The 17,765-nt window shown below is 59.1% G+C and carries 13 protein-coding genes; 9 read left to right on the forward strand and 4 right to left on the reverse strand.

What is annotated here, in order from left to right; genetic code table 11:
* Positions 1–1,010: 1,010 nt before the first annotated feature.
* Positions 1,011–1,703, reverse strand: coding sequence for a class I SAM-dependent methyltransferase (locus NBG89_RS28070; protein ID WP_431323547.1), 693 nt, complete (start codon positions 1,701–1,703; stop codon positions 1,011–1,013).
* Between the two features lie 567 nt (positions 1,704–2,270).
* Between NBG89_RS28070 and NBG89_RS28075 the strand changes: the two genes are divergently transcribed.
* Genes NBG89_RS28075 through NBG89_RS28105 form a run of 7 tightly spaced genes read left to right on the forward strand, consistent with a single transcriptional unit; the run spans position 2,271 to position 9,723 of the window.
* A complete protein-coding gene (locus NBG89_RS28075) occupies positions 2,271–2,567 on the forward strand; it encodes a helix-turn-helix domain-containing protein (protein ID WP_431323548.1) in 297 nt (98 codons plus the stop codon).
* Positions 2,564–4,579 (forward strand): hydrogenase 4 subunit B, encoded by a 2,016-nt coding sequence (gene hyfB / locus NBG89_RS28080; RefSeq protein ID WP_431323549.1) that lies wholly within the window; start codon positions 2,564–2,566, stop codon positions 4,577–4,579. The genes NBG89_RS28075 and hyfB overlap by 4 nt, the downstream gene beginning before the upstream one ends.
* Positions 4,570–5,526, forward strand: a complete 957-nt coding sequence (locus NBG89_RS28085; RefSeq protein WP_431323550.1) for a respiratory chain complex I subunit 1 family protein — start codon at positions 4,570–4,572, stop codon at positions 5,524–5,526. The genes hyfB and NBG89_RS28085 overlap by 10 nt, the downstream gene beginning before the upstream one ends.
* On the forward strand, positions 5,526–6,191 hold the full coding sequence (locus NBG89_RS28090) for a hydrogenase-4 component E (protein WP_431323551.1): 666 nt from the start codon (positions 5,526–5,528) through the stop codon (positions 6,189–6,191). Before NBG89_RS28085 ends, NBG89_RS28090 begins: the two co-directional genes overlap by 1 nt.
* Complete coding sequence (locus NBG89_RS28095; RefSeq protein WP_431323552.1) at positions 6,188–7,651, forward strand: hydrogenase 4 subunit F; 1,464 nt, start codon at positions 6,188–6,190, stop codon at positions 7,649–7,651. The genes NBG89_RS28090 and NBG89_RS28095 overlap by 4 nt, the downstream gene beginning before the upstream one ends.
* A 14-nt stretch (positions 7,652–7,665) precedes the next feature.
* Complete coding sequence (locus NBG89_RS28100; protein WP_431323553.1) at positions 7,666–9,177, forward strand: NADH-quinone oxidoreductase subunit C; 1,512 nt, start codon at positions 7,666–7,668, stop codon at positions 9,175–9,177.
* 12 nt (positions 9,178–9,189) lie between these two features.
* On the forward strand, positions 9,190–9,723 hold the full coding sequence (locus NBG89_RS28105) for an NADH-quinone oxidoreductase subunit B family protein (RefSeq protein ID WP_431323554.1): 534 nt from the start codon (positions 9,190–9,192) through the stop codon (positions 9,721–9,723).
* Positions 9,724–9,830: 107 nt separating this feature from the next.
* Here the strand turns inward: NBG89_RS28105 and NBG89_RS28110 are convergent, their stop codons facing one another.
* The 3 genes from NBG89_RS28110 to NBG89_RS28120 all read right to left on the reverse strand — a co-directional run bounded on the left by NBG89_RS28110 (position 9,831) and on the right by NBG89_RS28120 (position 13,944).
* On the reverse strand, positions 9,831–11,606 hold the full coding sequence (locus NBG89_RS28110) for an ABC transporter ATP-binding protein (protein WP_431323555.1): 1,776 nt from the start codon (positions 11,604–11,606) through the stop codon (positions 9,831–9,833).
* A 64-nt stretch (positions 11,607–11,670) separates the two neighbouring features.
* A complete protein-coding gene (locus NBG89_RS28115; protein WP_431323556.1) occupies positions 11,671–12,774 on the reverse strand; it encodes a glycosyltransferase family 2 protein in 1,104 nt (367 codons plus the stop codon).
* A 3-nt stretch (positions 12,775–12,777) separates the two neighbouring features.
* Positions 12,778–13,944 carry an acyltransferase family protein gene (locus NBG89_RS28120; protein ID WP_431323557.1) on the reverse strand — a complete coding sequence of 389 codons (1,167 nt, stop codon included), beginning with the start codon at positions 13,942–13,944 and terminating at the stop codon, positions 12,778–12,780.
* A 591-nt stretch (positions 13,945–14,535) separates the two neighbouring features.
* On the opposite strand from NBG89_RS28120, the gene NBG89_RS28125 reads away from it, so the two are divergent.
* Positions 14,536–15,765, forward strand: a complete 1,230-nt coding sequence (locus NBG89_RS28125; RefSeq protein WP_431323558.1) for an HlyD family secretion protein — start codon at positions 14,536–14,538, stop codon at positions 15,763–15,765.
* Positions 15,747–17,741, forward strand: a complete 1,995-nt coding sequence (locus NBG89_RS28130) for a glycosyltransferase (RefSeq protein WP_431323559.1) — start codon at positions 15,747–15,749, stop codon at positions 17,739–17,741. The genes NBG89_RS28125 and NBG89_RS28130 overlap by 19 nt, the downstream gene beginning before the upstream one ends.
* Positions 17,742–17,765: the final 24 nt, after the last annotated feature.

Below are 17,765 nucleotides of genomic sequence, written 5' to 3' on the forward strand. Positions count from 1 at the left end.
CCGGCGCCCTGCCATCGGGTTTAACACGGCGGTCGGCTACCATGCTTTCGTTGGTCAAAACTGCCGAATTGTTCCGGCCCCGCCGCGTTGGATCTAGTGGCGCCCCGCCAAGGCAATCGCTTTGCTGCAGCAATGATCCCTCCGGATGTTTTCATCGGGCATCCGCCCCCAATGTCGCGTCACGTTATTATCGTGTGGCGTCGAAATACTATCGCGCTGCATTGCAGCATACCTCTGCTTGAAGCACTTGAAAAGTGTGTCTGTTGAGCGCCACGCCAGGGGACGAGCACACTCCCAGACGGTCAGTTCCTGAAACAGTTCGTCTTCGTCGATCGATCGCATCCAGTTGATATCAATATATAGTTTTCTGTGATGTAACAGCCTTAGACCATCCACAAAACCGCAAGCAACCCCGACGACCCGGTCGCCAAGGCTCTGGTGGGTCAGTTCCGGTTCGTCGCACCGCATTCGCACTTGCAAAAATTCCAGGCTCGTGTGAACTTTCATTCAAAATGCGAGGAAGGATAGATGAAGCGTTTTATCGAATTAATGCGCGCGCCTGGCATTTATATACGTATGCTTTGCGTCACGTTCGTATTTTTTATCCTTTGTTGGTTTCACTATAAAAGCATCACAATTTCTATATACTATAGCTTTATTTGCATTATTCTGATGCAGCTAGGCTACGTTGGCGGCATCCTGTTCCTTATCTGGCGGGAGGCGAAAGGCCGGCGAGCGCGCTAACGGTTCGCATCCGGGAGCCCCAGACGAACTCGGTGTGCCCACTCATGATCATCCGGTTCGATGAGGTCTTTGCCGACCGAAACTCAGCGCGGCGTCCTGCCCTGTCTGTCGACTGAAGGGACAGCAATCGTCTCTCCAAGCCCTCAATGTCATGCTTCAATCGATCGAAACCCAGCCAGGATCAAACCTCGCAAGGGACGATAATCGGCATCGTCGACAAGGTCGGGCGCAACCGATCACCAATGTCTGCCGAGGGCGTTTGGCTTCTACTCTGCCAACACGAGCAGCGAGTAACCGCCTAAAACTCTGACTGCAAGGTCAGGGTTCAGCGGAAACAACAGTTTCCGCGGGAGGCTCATCAGTTTGCTGCTGAACGCCTGGTTCGGCAGTTCGATCCGGCTTGCCGTATAGGCGTAATCCACGACCGAGTAGCCGCAATCCTTGAGCGTCGCGAGGGCCGTATCCTTGAAGAAATAGTGCAAGTGGCCGACATTCTTGCGCAAATTTGTGATCGGCCACCCTCTCAGGACCGACTGAACTGAAAGGTCCAGCGGGATATGGAAAATCTTGTAGCGCGCCAGCGCCCGCAATCCCTTGATAAAGGAAATATAGTCCTCGACATGCTCGATGACGTCAGCAATGACGAGAACGTCATAGTGGACATCGGGCACCTGAAGAATATCCTGCAGGTGGAAGGAGACGTTGCCTGTCGTCTTCAGCCTGGCTCTCTGGTAGGCATGAGGAGCCACCTCGTATCCATCAAATTTGGCATTAGGGTAGCCGCGCGCCAGGTTCAGCAATATTTCGCCTGTACCGCAACCGACCTCACAGAGGCTGGAAAACGTCAGACCGTTCTTCTCGATGATCTTCGCGATCTGGTCAGCCTTCCAGGGCGAATCTTCCTCATGCCATGTGGGATTGAGCTCGGCGTACTGATTAGAGATGTAGATGTCTTCCACCGAAACGCTCCCACAAAACTTTCCACCAGTGACGCCGGAGTTCTGACTGGGCGACACCGAAAGAGGGCCTACCGACACAAAATGCAGACAACGCAACTATCGATGAGCGCAAAGCCTTTTGCCGGCTCTCACTCCCGATTGTGCATAGCAGCATAACAATCCCAATCCGGCTCGTCTAGCAATATTAAGTGACATAAAACATATATATTTACTCTTCGCAGGAGGCGGCCGAACTATAGTCCGGAACGCAAAATAACGTGGAGTATAGGCGTCAGATCGACGACGTAATGATCTTCTTGGGCCAAGGAGTAGCGCCGCGTGGGTAGTCGCTTTCGACCAGATCAGCGCTCGCAACCCGTCCGTGGCGTCGGGTCACAGGAGACCTCATCTCCGATCTGGTGGGCGTCGAGCACCGCTCGTGCTTTGGTAAGGACGAAATCAGTGGCAGGGATTTCAACCGAGTGCATCAAGATTGCCATTTGAGACATCACTAATTGTATTGTATGCTGAAGATATCAGGGCTCATGCAAGATAGGCGATCGTTCAATCGTGATCACGGCGGCTCAGATGCGGGCCGCAAGGGCCCTCCTTGGCATCGATCAGCGCCAGCTGGCCGAGCTGGCGGGAATATCGGTTCCGACGATCCAGCGTATGGAAGCAAGTGTTGACGTCGTTCGCGGCAACGTCGACTCGCTAATGCGGTTGCTAGCAGCTCTGGATGGTGCCGGGATCGAACTCATCAATGAAGGGGCCGCCAGCAAGGACGGCGGACGGGGGGTCCGGCTGAAAGCGAGAGCCAAACCGCCCGAATACGGGACGGCAACATCACCCGCCCCCGAAGGCAGGGCTAGGTCGCGTTCATGACATTCCTCCCGGTCATCCTGTCATGCATTGGCATGTTTCTGGTGACCGGGGCGCTCGGGGTTTTGATGGGCCGGTCGTACCGAGCCACCCCGGCAATCTACGGTCTGAGCCTCACTGCCTCGGCCGTTGCTTTCGCAACCAGCCTGATACACCTCGCGACCTCTTTCGTTGACACTCCGACCCTCGTCCTTCCCATTGGCCTGCCGTGGCTCGGCGCCCATTTCCGGCTCGACGCGCTCTCGTCCTTCTTTCTTCTCGTGGTCAATCTCGCCGGTCTGCTGTCCAGCTTCTACGGCCTCGGTTACGGCCGGCACGAACAGGCGCCACACCGCGTGCTGCCGTTCTTCCCGGCCTTCATCGCCGGCATGAATCTCGTCCTCTTGGCCGACGATGCCTTCACGTTCCTGATTTCATGGGAATTCATGTCGCTTGCCTCATGGGCATTGGTAATGGCGCACCACCGCAATGCCGACAATCGCAGGGCCGGTTATCTCTATATCGTCATGGCAAGCTTCGGAACGCTGGCTTTGCTGCTTGCCTTCGGTCTGCTTGCCGGGCCCGACGGCGGCTACAGTTTTGCCACGATTCGCACGAGCGAACAGGCGCCGTTGACAACAGGCCTCGTCCTTATCCTTTTGCTGCTCGGTGCGGGCTCCAAGGCGGGGCTAGTGCCCTTGCACGTCTGGTTGCCTCTGGCTCACCCTGCCGCGCCGAGCCATGTCTCGGCATTGATGAGCGGCGTCATGACCAAGATTGCGATCTATGGCTTCATCCGCGTCACCTTCGATCTCCTCGGTACGCCGATGTGGTGGTCGGGGCTCATCGTCCTCGTGCTGGGCGCAGCCACGGCGGCGTTCGGCATTCTGCATGCCTTGATGGAACGCGACCTCAAACGCCTGCTCGCCTACAGCACAATCGAGAATATCGGTGTGATCTTCGTTAGCCTTGGGCTGGCGCTGGCATTCAAGGCAAACGGCATGGGCCTGGCCGCCGCACTGGCCATGACTGCAGCGCTGTTCCATGTCCTTAACCATTCGTTCTTCAAGAGCCTTCTGTTTTTCGGGGCCGGCGCCGTTTTGACGGCAACCGGCGAGCGCGACATGGACAGGCTCGGCGGCCTCATCCACCACATGCCCATCACCTCTTTTGCCTTTCTTGTCGGTTGCGTTGCGATTTCCGCCCTTCCACCGTTCAATGGATTCGCTTCGGAATGGTTGGTCTTCCAGGCCATTCTGCAGAGCCCCGATCTGCCGCAATGGGCGCTGAAGATCGGTGTGCCGGCGGTGGGCGGTCTACTGGCCCTGTCGGCAGCGCTCGCCGCAGCCTCTTTCATCAAGGCTTTCGGCATCACGTTTCTCGGCCGCCCGCGCACAGCTGCCGCAGGCGACGTTGCGGAAGTGGATCGTTTCTCGCTTGGCGCGATGTGCATGCTTGCGGGTCTGTGCCTCTTTTCCGGCATCCTGCCGGGGGTGGTCATCGATGGCGTGTCGCCCGTCGTGTTTTCCCTGGTCGGCGATCGGATGCCACCGCAGCTGGACATCCCGTGGCTGTCGATCATACCGATCGCCGAAAGCCGCAGTTCCTATAACGGCCTGCTGGTCTTCCTGTTCATCGCCGTCTCGGCCTTTGCGACGACCTTTATCGTCCACCGCTACGCTTCGCGGACGCTTCGTCGTTCCGCTGCCTGGGACTGCGGCTTTCCCGAAAGCAGCCCCTCGACACAATATACCGCGGGCAGTTTTGCCCAGCCTGTCCGGCGCGTCTTCGGCACGCTCGCCATGCGTGCCCGCGAGCGGGTCGATATGCCGGCTCCGGGCGATCTCAGACCAGCCAGCTTTTCCGTCGAGCAACAGGACCTCGTCTGGGAGGGGCTCTATGTGCCGATCACAGGCGCCGTCGGATTTGCCGCCGAAAAGCTCAACCGCCTGCAATTCCTCTCGATCCGGCGCTATCTCAGCCTCGTCTTCCTCGCGCTTGTTTTCCTGCTTCTGGTGCTGGCGCTATGGTCATGATCTCCGCTCTTGTCGCTCAGGCTTGCCAAATGGCGCTTGTCGTACTGCTGGCGCCGCTGCTGACCGGTCTCATTCGCAAGGTCAAGGCGCGGCTGTTGCGCCGGCAAGGCCCTTCACTGATCCAACCCTATCGCGATCTCTTGCGGCTGCTTCGCAAGGAGGCCGTGGTCGCGCATAACGCGTCCTGGCTGTTCAGGGTGGCGCCTTACCTGATCTTCGCCTCGACCTGGGTGGCGGCTGCCGTTGTCCCGACATTCGCGACCGGCCTGATCTTCAGTTGGACCGCCGACCTGATCGCGATCATCGCCCTTTTGGGCAGCGCCCGCTTCTTTTTGGCGCTCGCCGGCATGGATGTCGGCACCAGCTTCGGCGGCATCGGCTCAAGCCGCGAGGCGATGATCGCAACGCTTGCCGAACCTTCGATGCTGCTCATCATCTTCGCGCTGGCGCTCGTTGCCGGCTCGACACAGCTTTCGACGATCGCCGCGTTCATGAGCTCACCTGCGGTGGGTTTGCGGGTGTCCCTTGCCATTGCGCTCGTTGCCCTCGTCATGGTGGCGCTTGCCGAAAACGCCCGTATTCCGGTCGACAATCCGGCGACCCACCTGGAACTGACCATGGTGCATGAGGCGATGGTGCTTGAGTATTCCGGGCGGCACCTGGCAATGATCGAATTGGCAGCCTCGCTCAAGCTGCTCCTCCACATTTCGCTGATCGCCTGCATATTCGTGCCGTGGAAGCTTGCAGCCCCGGAAGCGGGGCCGGCCGCCTACCTGACGGCGTTCATCGCCTATCTCGCCAAGCTCGCGGTCGCAGGCGCGCTTCTTGCCCTGTTCGAGACCTCGGTCGCCAAGATGCGGGTCTTTCGCGTGCCGGAATTCCTGGGCGCGGCCCTCATGCTGGCCCTGCTTGCCACCCTCCTGCGGTTCGTTTCGAGGAGCCTGTGATGAACGATCCGGTCTTCGACATCGCGCACATGCTCGCCGGCGGGCTCGTGCTCGTGAGCATGATGATGCTTTACCAGGATCGTCTCTACGCCCTGCTCAACATGTTCGCGCTGCACTCGCTGGTGCTGACGCTGTCGGTCGCCTGGCAGGCCTTCGTGCAGGATGCGCCGCACCTCTACGTGACCGCGGCCATAGCCCTCATCTTCAAGGCCATCATCATCCCGGTGGTGCTCCACCACATGATCCGCCAACTCGGCATCCATCGCGAGATCGAGACGGTCGTCGGGATCGGTTCCACCATGCTGGCCGGCATCGGTCTCGTCGCGCTTTCGATCGTGGTAATGCTGCGCATCACGCCCCAGGCCAATCCGCTTGCCCGCGAAGATCTCGCCTTCGCCCTTTCTGTTCTGCTCCTCGGACTGCTGATCATGGTCACGCGCCGCAATGCGGTCAGCCAGGTCGTCGGCTTCATGTCGCTCGAAAATGGGCTGGTGCTTGCCGCAACCGGCGCCAAGGGCATGCCGCTTGTTGTCGAGATCAGCGTCGCCTTCTCGATCCTGATCGCCTTCATCGTCATCGGCGTCTTCCTGTTTCGCATTCGCGAACGGTTCGATACCGTCGATGTCAGAGCACTCGACGATTTCCGGGGGAGGCGGCGGAAGTGAACGCGCCATCCCTTTCGTTCGCCTTCGATGCGGTGGCGGCGGTCCTCCTGATCCCCGTCGTGGCAGCGGCGCTCCTGGCTCTTTTGCCCGGCTACAGGATCACCGCACGGCTCAATGTGCTTGCAAGCGCTTTGACGTTGCTCGCCGCTATGTCGCTGTTCGTCACCGAGCGGCGCGAGCCCGGACAATACCTGCTCGTCGACGATCTCAACGTCGTCTTTATCGTCCTCAACGCATTCGTCGGGTTCACCACCAGCATATTCAGCGCAAGCTATATCGCACACGAACTCGAAACCGGTCGGCTGACGCCAGCGAACCTGCGTTTCTATCATGCCATGTACCAGATCATGATGTTCGGCATGAACCTCGCCTTCATCTCGAACAATATCGGGCTGATGTGGGTTGCGGTCGAGCTTGCAACGCTGACGACGGTACTGATGGTCGGCATCTATCGCACACACGAAGCGCTCGAAGCGGCCTGGAAATATTTCATCCTCGGAAGTGTCGGTATCGCCTTCGCGCTCTTCGGCACCATTCTCGTCTATCTCGCCGCACAGCCCGTCGTCGGCGAAGGTTATGACGCCATGGTCTGGACCATTCTGGTCGAGCATGCCGCCGCCTTCGATCCGGCGCTTCTCAACGTCGCCTTCGTTTTCCTGTTGCTCGGCTATGGCACCAAGGTCGGCCTTGCCCCGCTGCATGCCTGGCTGCCCGATGCGCATGCCGAGGGGCCGACGCCGATCTCGGCGGTGCTTTCCGGACTTTTGCTGAACGTCGCGCTCTATGCCGTCCTGCGCTTCAAGATTTTGCTTTCGGCCAGTCCCGAAGCGATCGCCGCCGGGCCATTGATGATGACAATGGGCCTCACGTCCCTGATCTTTGCGGCCTTCATGCTCTACCGCCGCCGCGACATCAAACGCCTGTTTGCCTATTCCTCGATCGAGCACATGGGCATCATCGTCTTCGCCTTCGGCCTCGGCGGGCCGCTCGCCAATTTTGCCGGGCTGTTGCACATGGTCATGCACTCGCTCACCAAGTCGGCCATCTTTTTTGCCGTCGGCCATGTTGCCCAGATCAAGGGAACCCAAAGGCTCTCCGCTATCCGTGGCTTGACGGAGACGCATCCGGGCCTGGGCTGGGGATTGCTGGCCGGCGTCGTCGCCATTGCCGGCCTGCCGCCAATGGGCATCTTCATGAGCGAGTTTTTGATCGTCAGCTCCACCTTCGCCACGCATCCGCTGCTCGCAATTCCGCTTGTTTTCGGGTTGCTGGTGGCATTCGGCGCCCTGCTTCTGCGGCTAACGGGCGTGGCCTTCGGCCAACCGCGTGGCAGCTTTGCTGTGGGCGAGGCATCCTATATTCCGATGTACGCGCATCTGGCGCTGGTGCTCGGCGCCGGCATCTACCTGCCGCCGCCGCTGGTTGCCTGGTTCCAGCATATCGCCAACCTTCTGCGATGATTGGGAGATCGACCATGCCGATGCTGAGCGATGTCATCAAGGAAGGCCAGTTCGTCCCGGCACACCGCCCCTGGCCGCGCGTGGTCGTCGACGTGCCCGCGTGGATTTCCGTGGCCGAGGCGCTTCGCGACGGGCGCCTGACCCTGCTCGGCCTCTGGGGCGAGCAGGATGCCGTCCATATGGCGCTGCTCGATGCGTCCGATAGCTCGCTTGGCGTTGTAAGCCTCAAGGAGCTGCAGGGCACCTATCCCTCTGTTGCGGGATATCATCCCCCGGCGCTTCGATTGGAGCGCACGATCCGCGATCTAACCGGCCTCGAACCGCAGGGCCTGCCGGACACCCGGCCCTGGCTCGACCATGGGCGCTGGGAAAGTCGCTTTCCGCTTAGTCAGTCACTATCTCGACCTTCGAAGGCCGTTCGTTACGAGTTTCTGCCGGTTACGGGAGAAAGCCTGCATCAGATTCCGGTTGGCCCCGTCCACGCCGGTATCATCGAACCGGGACATTTCCGGTTCACGGCCAATGGGGAGACTGTCGTGCGCCTCGAAGAGCGGCTGGGCTACGTGCACAAGGGGATCGAGACGCTGATCGCAGGCGTTGAATTCGCCAAGGCGGCCCAGCTCGCGGGCCGGACATCCGGAGACAGCACGATCGCCTATGCCTATGCGTTCTCACGAGCAGTGGAAGCCGCGCTTGGGATGGAAATCCCCTCCCGTGCCGTCTGGCTGCGGGCGCTGATGGCCGAACTCGAACGGCTCGCCAACCATCTCGGCGATATCGGCGCCATCTGCAACGACGCGGCCTTCTCGCTGATGCTGGCCCATTGCGCTGTGTTGCGTGAGCGGGTGCTGCGGGCAGCAGACCTTGCCTTCGGACACCGACTGATGCGTGATCGCATCGTCCCCGGCGGCGTTGCCGTCGATCTCGAAGACAACGGGATTTCTGCCCTGCGCGGCTTGGTGGCGGATATTCGCCGCATGTTTCCGGCTTTGGTGGAACTTTACGACAATACCGCCTCACTGCAGGACCGGACCGTCGGGACAGGGCGCGTCGTTGCCGAGCTTGCCCGCCAATATGGTGCAGGCGGTCATGTGGGGCGCGCATCCGGCCGCGATTTCGACGCGCGGCGCATCTTGCCCTATTCGCCCTATGACGAACTTGCCTTCGACGTGCCGGTATTCAGCGAGGGAGACGTGAATGCGCGTATCTGGATCCGCATTCGCGAGGTGGAGAACAGTCTGTCGCTGGTCGCTCAGATCTTGGACCGGCTCCCGGCAGGGCCAGTGCGGATTGGGGTTCCGGAGAGCGCCGAGGCACAGGAAGGCATGGCTGTCGTGGAAGGTTTTCGCGGCGACGTGCTGATCTGGCTTCGCCTTTGCGGACACAGGATAGAACGCTGCCATCTGCGCGATCCCTCCTGGTTCCAGTGGCCGCTGCTGGAGGCTGCCATCGAGGGGAATATCGTCGCCGATTTCCCCCTCTGCAACAAATCGTTCAACTGCTCCTATTCCGGTCACGATCTTTGAAGGCAGGCCATCATGCGCAAGCTCCTTTTTGGAAGTCTGATCCGACCGCCGCTAACCGAGCCGCCTCCGCTCGTCTCCGACGCAGCGATGGCCGAACTCGCAACCTCAATCGACAAGGCGGCCCACTGGCGGCTCGGCCACAGCCTGTCGATCCGTGCCGTCGATGCCGGCTCCTGCAACGGTTGCGAACTCGAAATGCACGCGCTCAGCAATGCCTTCTATGATGTCGAGCGTTTCGGTGTCCGTTTCGTTGCCTCCCCCCGCCATGCCGACGTCCTGATGGTGACGGGGCCGGTGACGAAGAACATGGAGGAGGCACTGCTGCGAACCTATCATGCCACGCCCGCTCCCAAATGGGTGATCGCACTCGGCGGTTGCGCCCACGATGGCGGCTGCTTTGCCGGCAGCTATGCCGTCCTCGGCGGCGTTTCGAAGGTTGTGCCGGTGGACCTCCATATTCCGGGCTGCCCACCCACTCCCACGGACATCCTCAAGGGTCTGCTCGCACTGCTTGAGCACGTGAACAGGAAGAGCCGCGTTTCTTAGCGGCACTGTGCGATGCTTCGACTTCAAAGCGCAGGACCGATTGAAATAGGAACGTGGCTCGCAGCGGCCTTGGGGTTCCTTTTAGCCGTTCGACAGCTTTTACAGCCCTAAGAAGAAAGCTCGTAGAGCTGGTCCATGCTCAATGTCGCGATCTCTGCAAAAGGCGTCTGGTTCTTGACGCGTCCGCCATGAACCACGACCACTTCGTCGCAGAACGAGATAGTGCTGCGGTGATGGCTGATGACAATTGTCGTGCGGCGACCGGCTCTTGATTTCAAGGTTTCGACGATTGCTGCCTCGGACAATCCGTCCATGGCATTCGTCGCCTCGTCCAAAATGAGGATTTCCGGGTCGCGCACCAGGGCCCTTGCAAGCGCGATGCGCTGTCGCTGGCCAGCCGAAACCGTGGCTCCCCGGTAGCCGACGACGGTTTCGTATCCGTCCGGTAGCTTGTCGATGAACTCGTGCGCCTCGGCAAGCTTGGCAGCTTTCCTGGCCTCGTCGAGCGAAGCGCTGTGGCCATAGGTAATGTTTTCGAAAATAGTACCGTCGATCAGCTCAAGGTCCTGGCTGGCAAGCGCAATCTGCCGTCGCCACTGGTTCGGATCGATTTGATCGAGTGGGAGGTCGTCGACCAGGATGCTGCCCCCATCAGGCTCGACAAACCGACACAGCAGATTGACGATCGTGGTTTTTCCAGCTCCCGATCGCCCGACGATTGCCGTCGAACGCCCTTTGCGAATGTCGAAGGTCGCGGCGCTTAACACGACGGGTCGCGAGCCTGAGCCTGGATACTTGAAGGTCACGCCCTCAAATTTTATCTGCTGACGGAGCCCCTGGACCGGACGCTCGCCCTCAGGCGGCTTTGGCTTATCAGACGAATCCAGGAGCCATCGGACCTCTTCCAGAGCACCGCTCCAGCCCTGTACGGCACTCCATGCCATTTGCAGTGCACGCACATGTGGTTGCAGCCGATAAAGCAAGACGACGAAAGCCACGATAATCGGAAAACTCACGCCCCAGAGCCAGGCGCTGACGACGACCGTCAGGAAGAGACCGGAATGCAGAACTTCCGTCAGCGGCGGCAATACGGCCTGGCGGGACTGCAGAACCAAGCCCGCCTTTCTGACCGCATCAGAAGAAGAATCGAACATTGCCTTCTCGCGCGGTTCTTGTCCGAACGCGCGGATGAGCCGCCCGGCATGCACGAGATGAAGCATCCTGGCAGCGAGTTGACTGTTGAACGACGTGACATTGCGGCTCGGGCCCTTGAGGCTGGCCGAGAGCAGTGCGTGAAGCGCCTGGATCAACGCGAGCCCGAGAGCAACCCCAACTGTCATCTGCCATGATAGAAACAAGAGAAAGGCGAGCAAAATGATGACGGCCGATGCGTTCACGATCGTCGCAAGGGTCGTCTGTATTGCATCCGAAGCCCGCCAGGATTCGTTGGAGATGATATTGAGCAGCCGCCCCGGGCTTTCCTGAAGGAAGAAGGGGAAGCCGATCGTCAAAAGCTGGTTGGCAAGAGCGCTTCGCATGGCATGACCGGCTCGACCATAGATCATATTGGTGAGCACGGCGTTGGCGAACGCCAGCACATTCTTGAGCGTGATCAACCCGAGGATCGCGGCGGCGATCGCAATCAGCCTTGTCCGGTCGTCCAATCCGGCGCCAACTTGCTGGAAGAGGGCCGAAAGGCCAGCCATTGCCGATGGCTCACCCTTGCCCGCAATAATGCCGAGCATTGGGATAATGAGGCCGATGCCGGTGCCTTCGAGGACAGCCGTGCTCAGTCCCAAAATGACGACAACCGCAAGCAGGCCTATCCGCCGACCCAGTGCCTGATGCAATAGCCGAAAACTCAAGGCGAGGAATTCTAGCATGGCGGCCGTGACCTCAATGAGCGATAGGCGCGTGCAGGCGCGAATTCATGGTACTGCCCGGACATCATGCGAGCCCCTGAAGCGGCGCCACGCTTCTGGCTGGCACCGACTGATAGTAGCGCGCCATGAGATCCATATGCCGGGTCGCACCGGCTGAAAAGCGGCACAGCCATGGCGCATAAGCGGCGGAGCGAAGGCCATATCGTTCCCGACGCCGGATGAGCTGCCACTTTCCCGTCAGCGTCAGAAAGGCATGTGTGAGTTCCGGCTCCTGCTCGTCAATGATCAGCTGATACAGGAAATAGAAGAAACACAAGGTTCCGTGCGCATAGCTCAAGGATGCCCGGCCTGCCTGCTCGGCGATTTTTCTTTCGATCACGAGAATGCAATTGGCAGCGCGGCGCACCGTCTCCGGGGTCACTGCCACGCCAATGGCATGAAGGGCGCCGGGATCGTCGCAAAGAGACTGCCGTTCGAGATTCTCGGCGACGATCTTCAGGTGGGTCTGGCGCATCTGCCGCTTGTGCCTGCTTGAGACGCTGTCGCTGTGAATGCGATAGGCAACCAGGCTTTCGTCGATCATCGCCGCCGGGAATTGTCGCGCAATGCGTCCGAAGAGATCGAAATCCTCGGCATGAACATAGCCTGCGTCATACACCAGCATGTCTTCAGGAATGACCTTGCGGTTATACATCACCGTCGAGTGCAGGAAGATGGTGAAGAACATCGACAATATGTGCCAGTCACCTGTCTGATAGATCGGATTTGGCCGGCCTCGGACCACGCGATTGCCGAGAAGCTGGTCGATGCCGGTGCCGCAGATTGCAAGCTGGGGCTGCTTTGCAAAGAGCGCGACCTGCCGCGAGAAGCGGGAGGGGTAGGAAATATCGTCCGCGTCCATTCTGGCGACAAGATCGCCGTTCGCCAGGGCGATGCCCTCGTTCAAGGTCGCAATCAGTCCACGATTTTCCCGTGAGACGATACGGATGCGATTATCGGCAGTGCGATACTGCTGGAGGATCTCCAGCGAGCCATCGGTCGACCCGTCGTCAAGCGCGATGATTTCAAAGCGCCCGTAGTCCTGGCGCAGAATGCTCTCGAGCGCGGCGCCAACATGGGGTTCGCCATTATAGACCGGCAATACGACGGAGATCAGCGGCATAGACATCGTTCAGCTGCCTCGTTCATCGTGGCTGGCATAGCTTGGGCGAAAGGCTGAAGCATCATACTTCCGCTCGTCGGCCTCCTTCGGTTGGATCGGCGCTGATGCGTGAGCCCTTGCGGGGCTGACATAGGGGAAGTAGCGCTTGAGTTGGTTGAGCGGCCTTTCGAAGGCCAGCCAGGAAATCGACGCCAGCATCAATGTTGCCGTGGTCGCAATCACGAAACGACCGGGCCCCTGCTCCGAGACGTTGATCGGGATCCATGTCTGAGTTTTGACGACCAGTGACAGCACTATGGGATGAAAGAGGTAAACGCCGTAACTCATACGTCCGACGGCGGTCATCGACGGGCGTTCCAGGAAACGGCCGAACGGTCCGCGCAGGCCAGAGGAACAGCATCCGACCAGCACGACGAGTGGTATGAGTGGGAAAACCTCCGCGCCAATCCACGTCAACCAATCAAGGGCTGGTGTCATCGGCACCGACTTCAGCCACAGGGCGATGACGGAGGCGACCGTCAAAGGGGCAACGCTGAGTGCGATCCATGGGGACCAGAGCTCAGTTCTTCTTCGATAAACCGCGAGAAGGGAGCCGGCCACGAGCGCATCCACCGACGCTGGTGGAAGAAGGTCACGGGCGAGAGCTGGTGTGCCGGTCAATGGCCAATAGAAGCGATAGGCCAGCGAGAACGCAATGACGGCAACGCAGATCGGTGCGATCAACCGGCGAGGAGCCAAAAGGATGATGAGCGGCCAGGCGATATAAAACTGCTCCTCGATGCTCAAACTCCAGGTATGACACAACAACCAGGGGGTCCACTCGTTGCGAAGAGCGTACCAGTAGTTCGAGAGATAGAGCGCGTGCCACTTCAGGCTGCCGCGTGCTCCTTCGAGATTGACGAACCAGATGAAGCCCAGCATCGCGAAGTAGGGCGGAAATATGCGCAATGCACGGCGGATGTAGAACGCTTTGAACGCAACGCCCGGCTGATAGCCGACGGAGGAACGCGCATCCAGGAGGAGCCGCGTTATCAGGAGGCCGCTGAGGACGAAGAACAGACGAACGCCGAGATGCCCTAGAACCGATCCATCGACAGCGAAGAAATGATGGTAGAGAACCATTGAGACGGCGATAGTCCGAAGTCCGTCCAGTTGCCGGTCACGAGCAAGAGACATGGATCCCCTCAGCCTATTCGGGCGCGCTCCTTGCAAGAGCATTTCCCGATGGCATTCTTGCAGCCAGTGCTTGCTGCTGATTGTTCCGTCCCGGACGGGACAAACTGAAGTATCGACGCAGGGACGAAAATTCCGGCGAAATCGGGCCAAACTGTGACCCCCGGCACGCCGTCAGACTTTAGTCCGATGCTGCGCCCGGGAGCGGCTCGAACATATCTGAGCCGACAGGCCGACATTTTTCTGGGTTATGATACAGGCGGCGCAAGCCGCGATCTCAGGCGCATCAAGGCTTCTCGGCATGGACACGTCTTTCGCCCGCCATGGCATGCAAGCTCACCGATATCGCTCCCGAAATGAGGCTCGCGGCCAACGATCATTTCCTGTGGAAGCAGCATCCAGATCCATGTCAAGAAGGCCGCAATCGTCGCGCAAGCCGCCGAGGACCCGAGCTCGCACCGATCGCAAAGCCAGTAGCAGAGGCCAAATTTACTACCATCCCTTGTCGGAAATTTTGCTCGTCCTAACTGAGAGCTTATACTGTTGAAGCAAAAATTGGTTGGTCCTTCGTCGCTGCCGAGGTCGGATATCAAAATGATATGGAACCATCGCCTAATTCGCATCACGATCGGGCTCGTGCTGCTGGTGCTTGCCGTGATCGTCTTTTTACCTGGCCTGACGGGGGTCACCAGCCTTGATGGGACGGTCAACGCGCGTTTTGCCACCGTCAATGCGCCGATTGACGGCGCGATTGCAGAAGCGCCGTCAAGAGTGGGCGTCCCGGTCGTCGAAGGACAACCCCTCCTAAGGATTGTCAATGCGCGGGTCAATCGCGCAACTCTCGCCTCGCTCCAGGCCGAACACAATGCCGCTCTTGAGCGTGCTGCGGCGCTGAGGCGTGAGCGCGACGAGATGATTGCGCTTCGCCAGCAACTGTCGACGCGATTGGAAGTCTATAGGAAGACGACAGTCGCCAATCTGGAACGCGAAGTCGAAATCTTGCGCAAGCGGGTCGAGGTTTCCCAGGCACAGGATCTTGTCGCGCAAGTCGATCTCGACCGGCGGCTGACGCTCGAGCAGAAGGGTATTTTGACGAAAAAGCTCGTCGATTCGGCCCGGGCGGCGGGCGCAGCCACAGGCGGGGAAGTCGAGATCAGCAATCTGACAGTGGAGCAACTGCAACAGAAGCTCGATGCTGTCCGGCAAGGTATCTTTATCGGCGACGGACAAAACGATGTCCCCTATTCAAGGCAGCGTGAGGACGAAGTGCTCGTTCGCATCAACGATCTCAACACGCGCATAGCGGAAAACGAAACGCGCGCAATCGAGGTCGAAAAGCAGATCGCCGAAGAAAGCAATCGCGTTGACAGCCTGGCGTCGGCAACCGTTTCCGCTCCGTTCGATGGAGTCGTGTGGAGCAGCAACATCGTGAACGGCTCGAATGTTCTTTTGAATAACGAGCTGATGCGTGTCCTCGATTGCCGCGAGTTGTTCGTGGATATTCTCGTTCCGGAGGTCGACTATGACGATGTTTACGTTGGCCGGGCCGCCGAGGTGCGCCTTTTCGGGCGCGGCGACGCCTTCAAAGCCGCAGTCCTGTCTGTACGGGGCAGTTCTGCCATCATCGAGAAAGACGCCTTTGCGGCCAATCAGCCTGTGACGACTGCGCGCAGCGCTCGTATCCGGCTCAGTCTTGCCCCCTCGACACTCAATACCGACTTTGCAAATTTCTGTCAGGTTGGGCGCTCGGTGCAGGTGCGCCTGTCCAAGCACGATGTCGGTTTCAAGAAATGGATTGAAAGCCTGTGGTTCAGTATCTCGTAGCGCTGGCGCCGACCTTTCTTGTCCTTGCCTTCTTTTTTCTCGGCCCCTTCAATTGGTCGCGTTCGCGCACCTGGGCTCGCGCCGTTACCTGCACCTTCGTAGCCGCGGTCGCACTGCGCTATATGATCTGGCGATTTGTGGAAACAGTGCTTCCGTTTCCGAACGATGGCCCAGGTTTTTATTGGGTCTGGTTCCTGTTCATCGTCGAAATTCTGGCCGTTTTCGAGGTCGCGCTGTTTTTGATATTGATGAGCCGAAGCGTCGATCGCAGCGCCGAAGCTGACAGGCTCGCGCTGGCCTTTTTCGACCGCAAGGAAGACCAGCTCCCAACGGTCGACATATTCATCCCGACCTACAACGAACCGCTCGACGTCCTGGAAAGAACCATCGTCGGAGCCCTGTCGCTCGACTATCCGGCCGATAAGCTAAAGGTTTTTGTTCTCGATGATCAGCGTCGCGACTGGCTCAAGGCCTATTGTGAAGCAAGAGGAGCAATCCACGTCACCAGACCCGACAACAGCCATGCAAAAGCGGGCAACATGAACAACGGTCTGAAGGTGAGCTCGGGCGACTTTGTAGCAATCTTTGATGCGGACTTCGTGCCCTACCGGCATTTCCTGCGCCGGACGCTTCCCTTCTTTTCCGATGAAAGCATCGGCATTGTCCAAACGCCGCAGCATTTCTTCAATACCGATCCCGTCCAGTCGAACCTCGGTCTGGAAAACATCTGGCCGGATGAGCAGCGATTGTTCTTTGACGAGATCGCGCCAAGCAGAGACGTCTGGGACGTCAGCTTCTGTTGCGGATCCTGTTCGATTGCGCGACGCAAGGCAATCGACGCGATCGGCGGCTTTCCAACCGAGTCCATCACCGAAGACCTGTTGACTACGCTTGCCATGCTCAACAGGGGTTACAAGACACGCTATTTGAACGAGCGACTGTCGATGGGGTTGGCGGCGGAGAATCTGGCTGGCTACTTCGTGCAGCGCGAGCGCTGGTGCCAGGGCGGCATTCAAACACTTTATCTGCGCAACGGCCCCTTGCGCGGACCGGGTCTGTCGCTCTTTCAGCGGGTGATGTTCCTGCCTGTTTCATGGCTGGTACAATATCTGGTCCGCTTCACCATATTGGTCGTTCCGATAGTCTATCTATGGTTCGGCGTGCTGCCGCTCTATTTCACGAGTGCCGCCGACTACGTGTCCCACCAGGTGCCGCTGCTGACCGCCTATTTTCTCCTGATGCTCTGGATAACACCGACACGATACTTGCCGTTGATCTCAAGCGCGGTCGGCGCCTTCGCCACGTTTCGCATGCTGCCGACCGTCGTTTCCAGCCTGCTGCGGCCGTTCGACAAGCCGTTCAGGGTCACACCAAAGGGTAGCGGCAATGAAGCTGGTGGATTTGACAGATATACTTTCGCCTGGATCGCCAGCTTGACCACGATCACTGCACTTGGCTTGCTCGTCAACGTCGTGCCGGAGACGTCTCACATCACAGGGGAGTTCTCGCCGGTCGCAGCTTGCTGGTCGGGGATCAACATTGTCGTGCTCGCCATTGCATCCCTGATCTGCTTCGAAAAGCCCCGACGCTTGTTCCACGCCTTCAAGATTGACGAGGCGGCAGATGTGGACGGCATTTCCGGTCGCGTCGTCAGTCTCGCGTTGGACAAGGCTGTGGTGACCGTCCCGGCAGGAACCCGCTTGCAATCGAAAGACGTGACACTGTCGCTTGATGGCTTTCAGCCGTTCAACGCCGAACTACGGCAGGTCACCCAGCGACGCAGAAGCATAAGCCGCACCGGCGACAAGCTGGCCTATTATCTGCATCTTCATTTCGAACTGGACGGGCAAGCACGCGACAAACTGATCGTAAAGCTCTACACCGGCCGTTATTCCCAGGACGTACCCGATATCGACAAGGTCGCCGTCTCGATCAACCTCTTCTTGCGTACGTTCGGGCGCACACGCGGTTTATAGCCGTAGCTATTTGCAGGCACTGCG

It is taken from the genome of Rhizobium sp. YTU87027, assembly GCF_050644135.1.
In the GTDB taxonomy this organism is placed as follows: Bacteria; Pseudomonadota; Alphaproteobacteria; order Rhizobiales; family Rhizobiaceae; genus Rhizobium.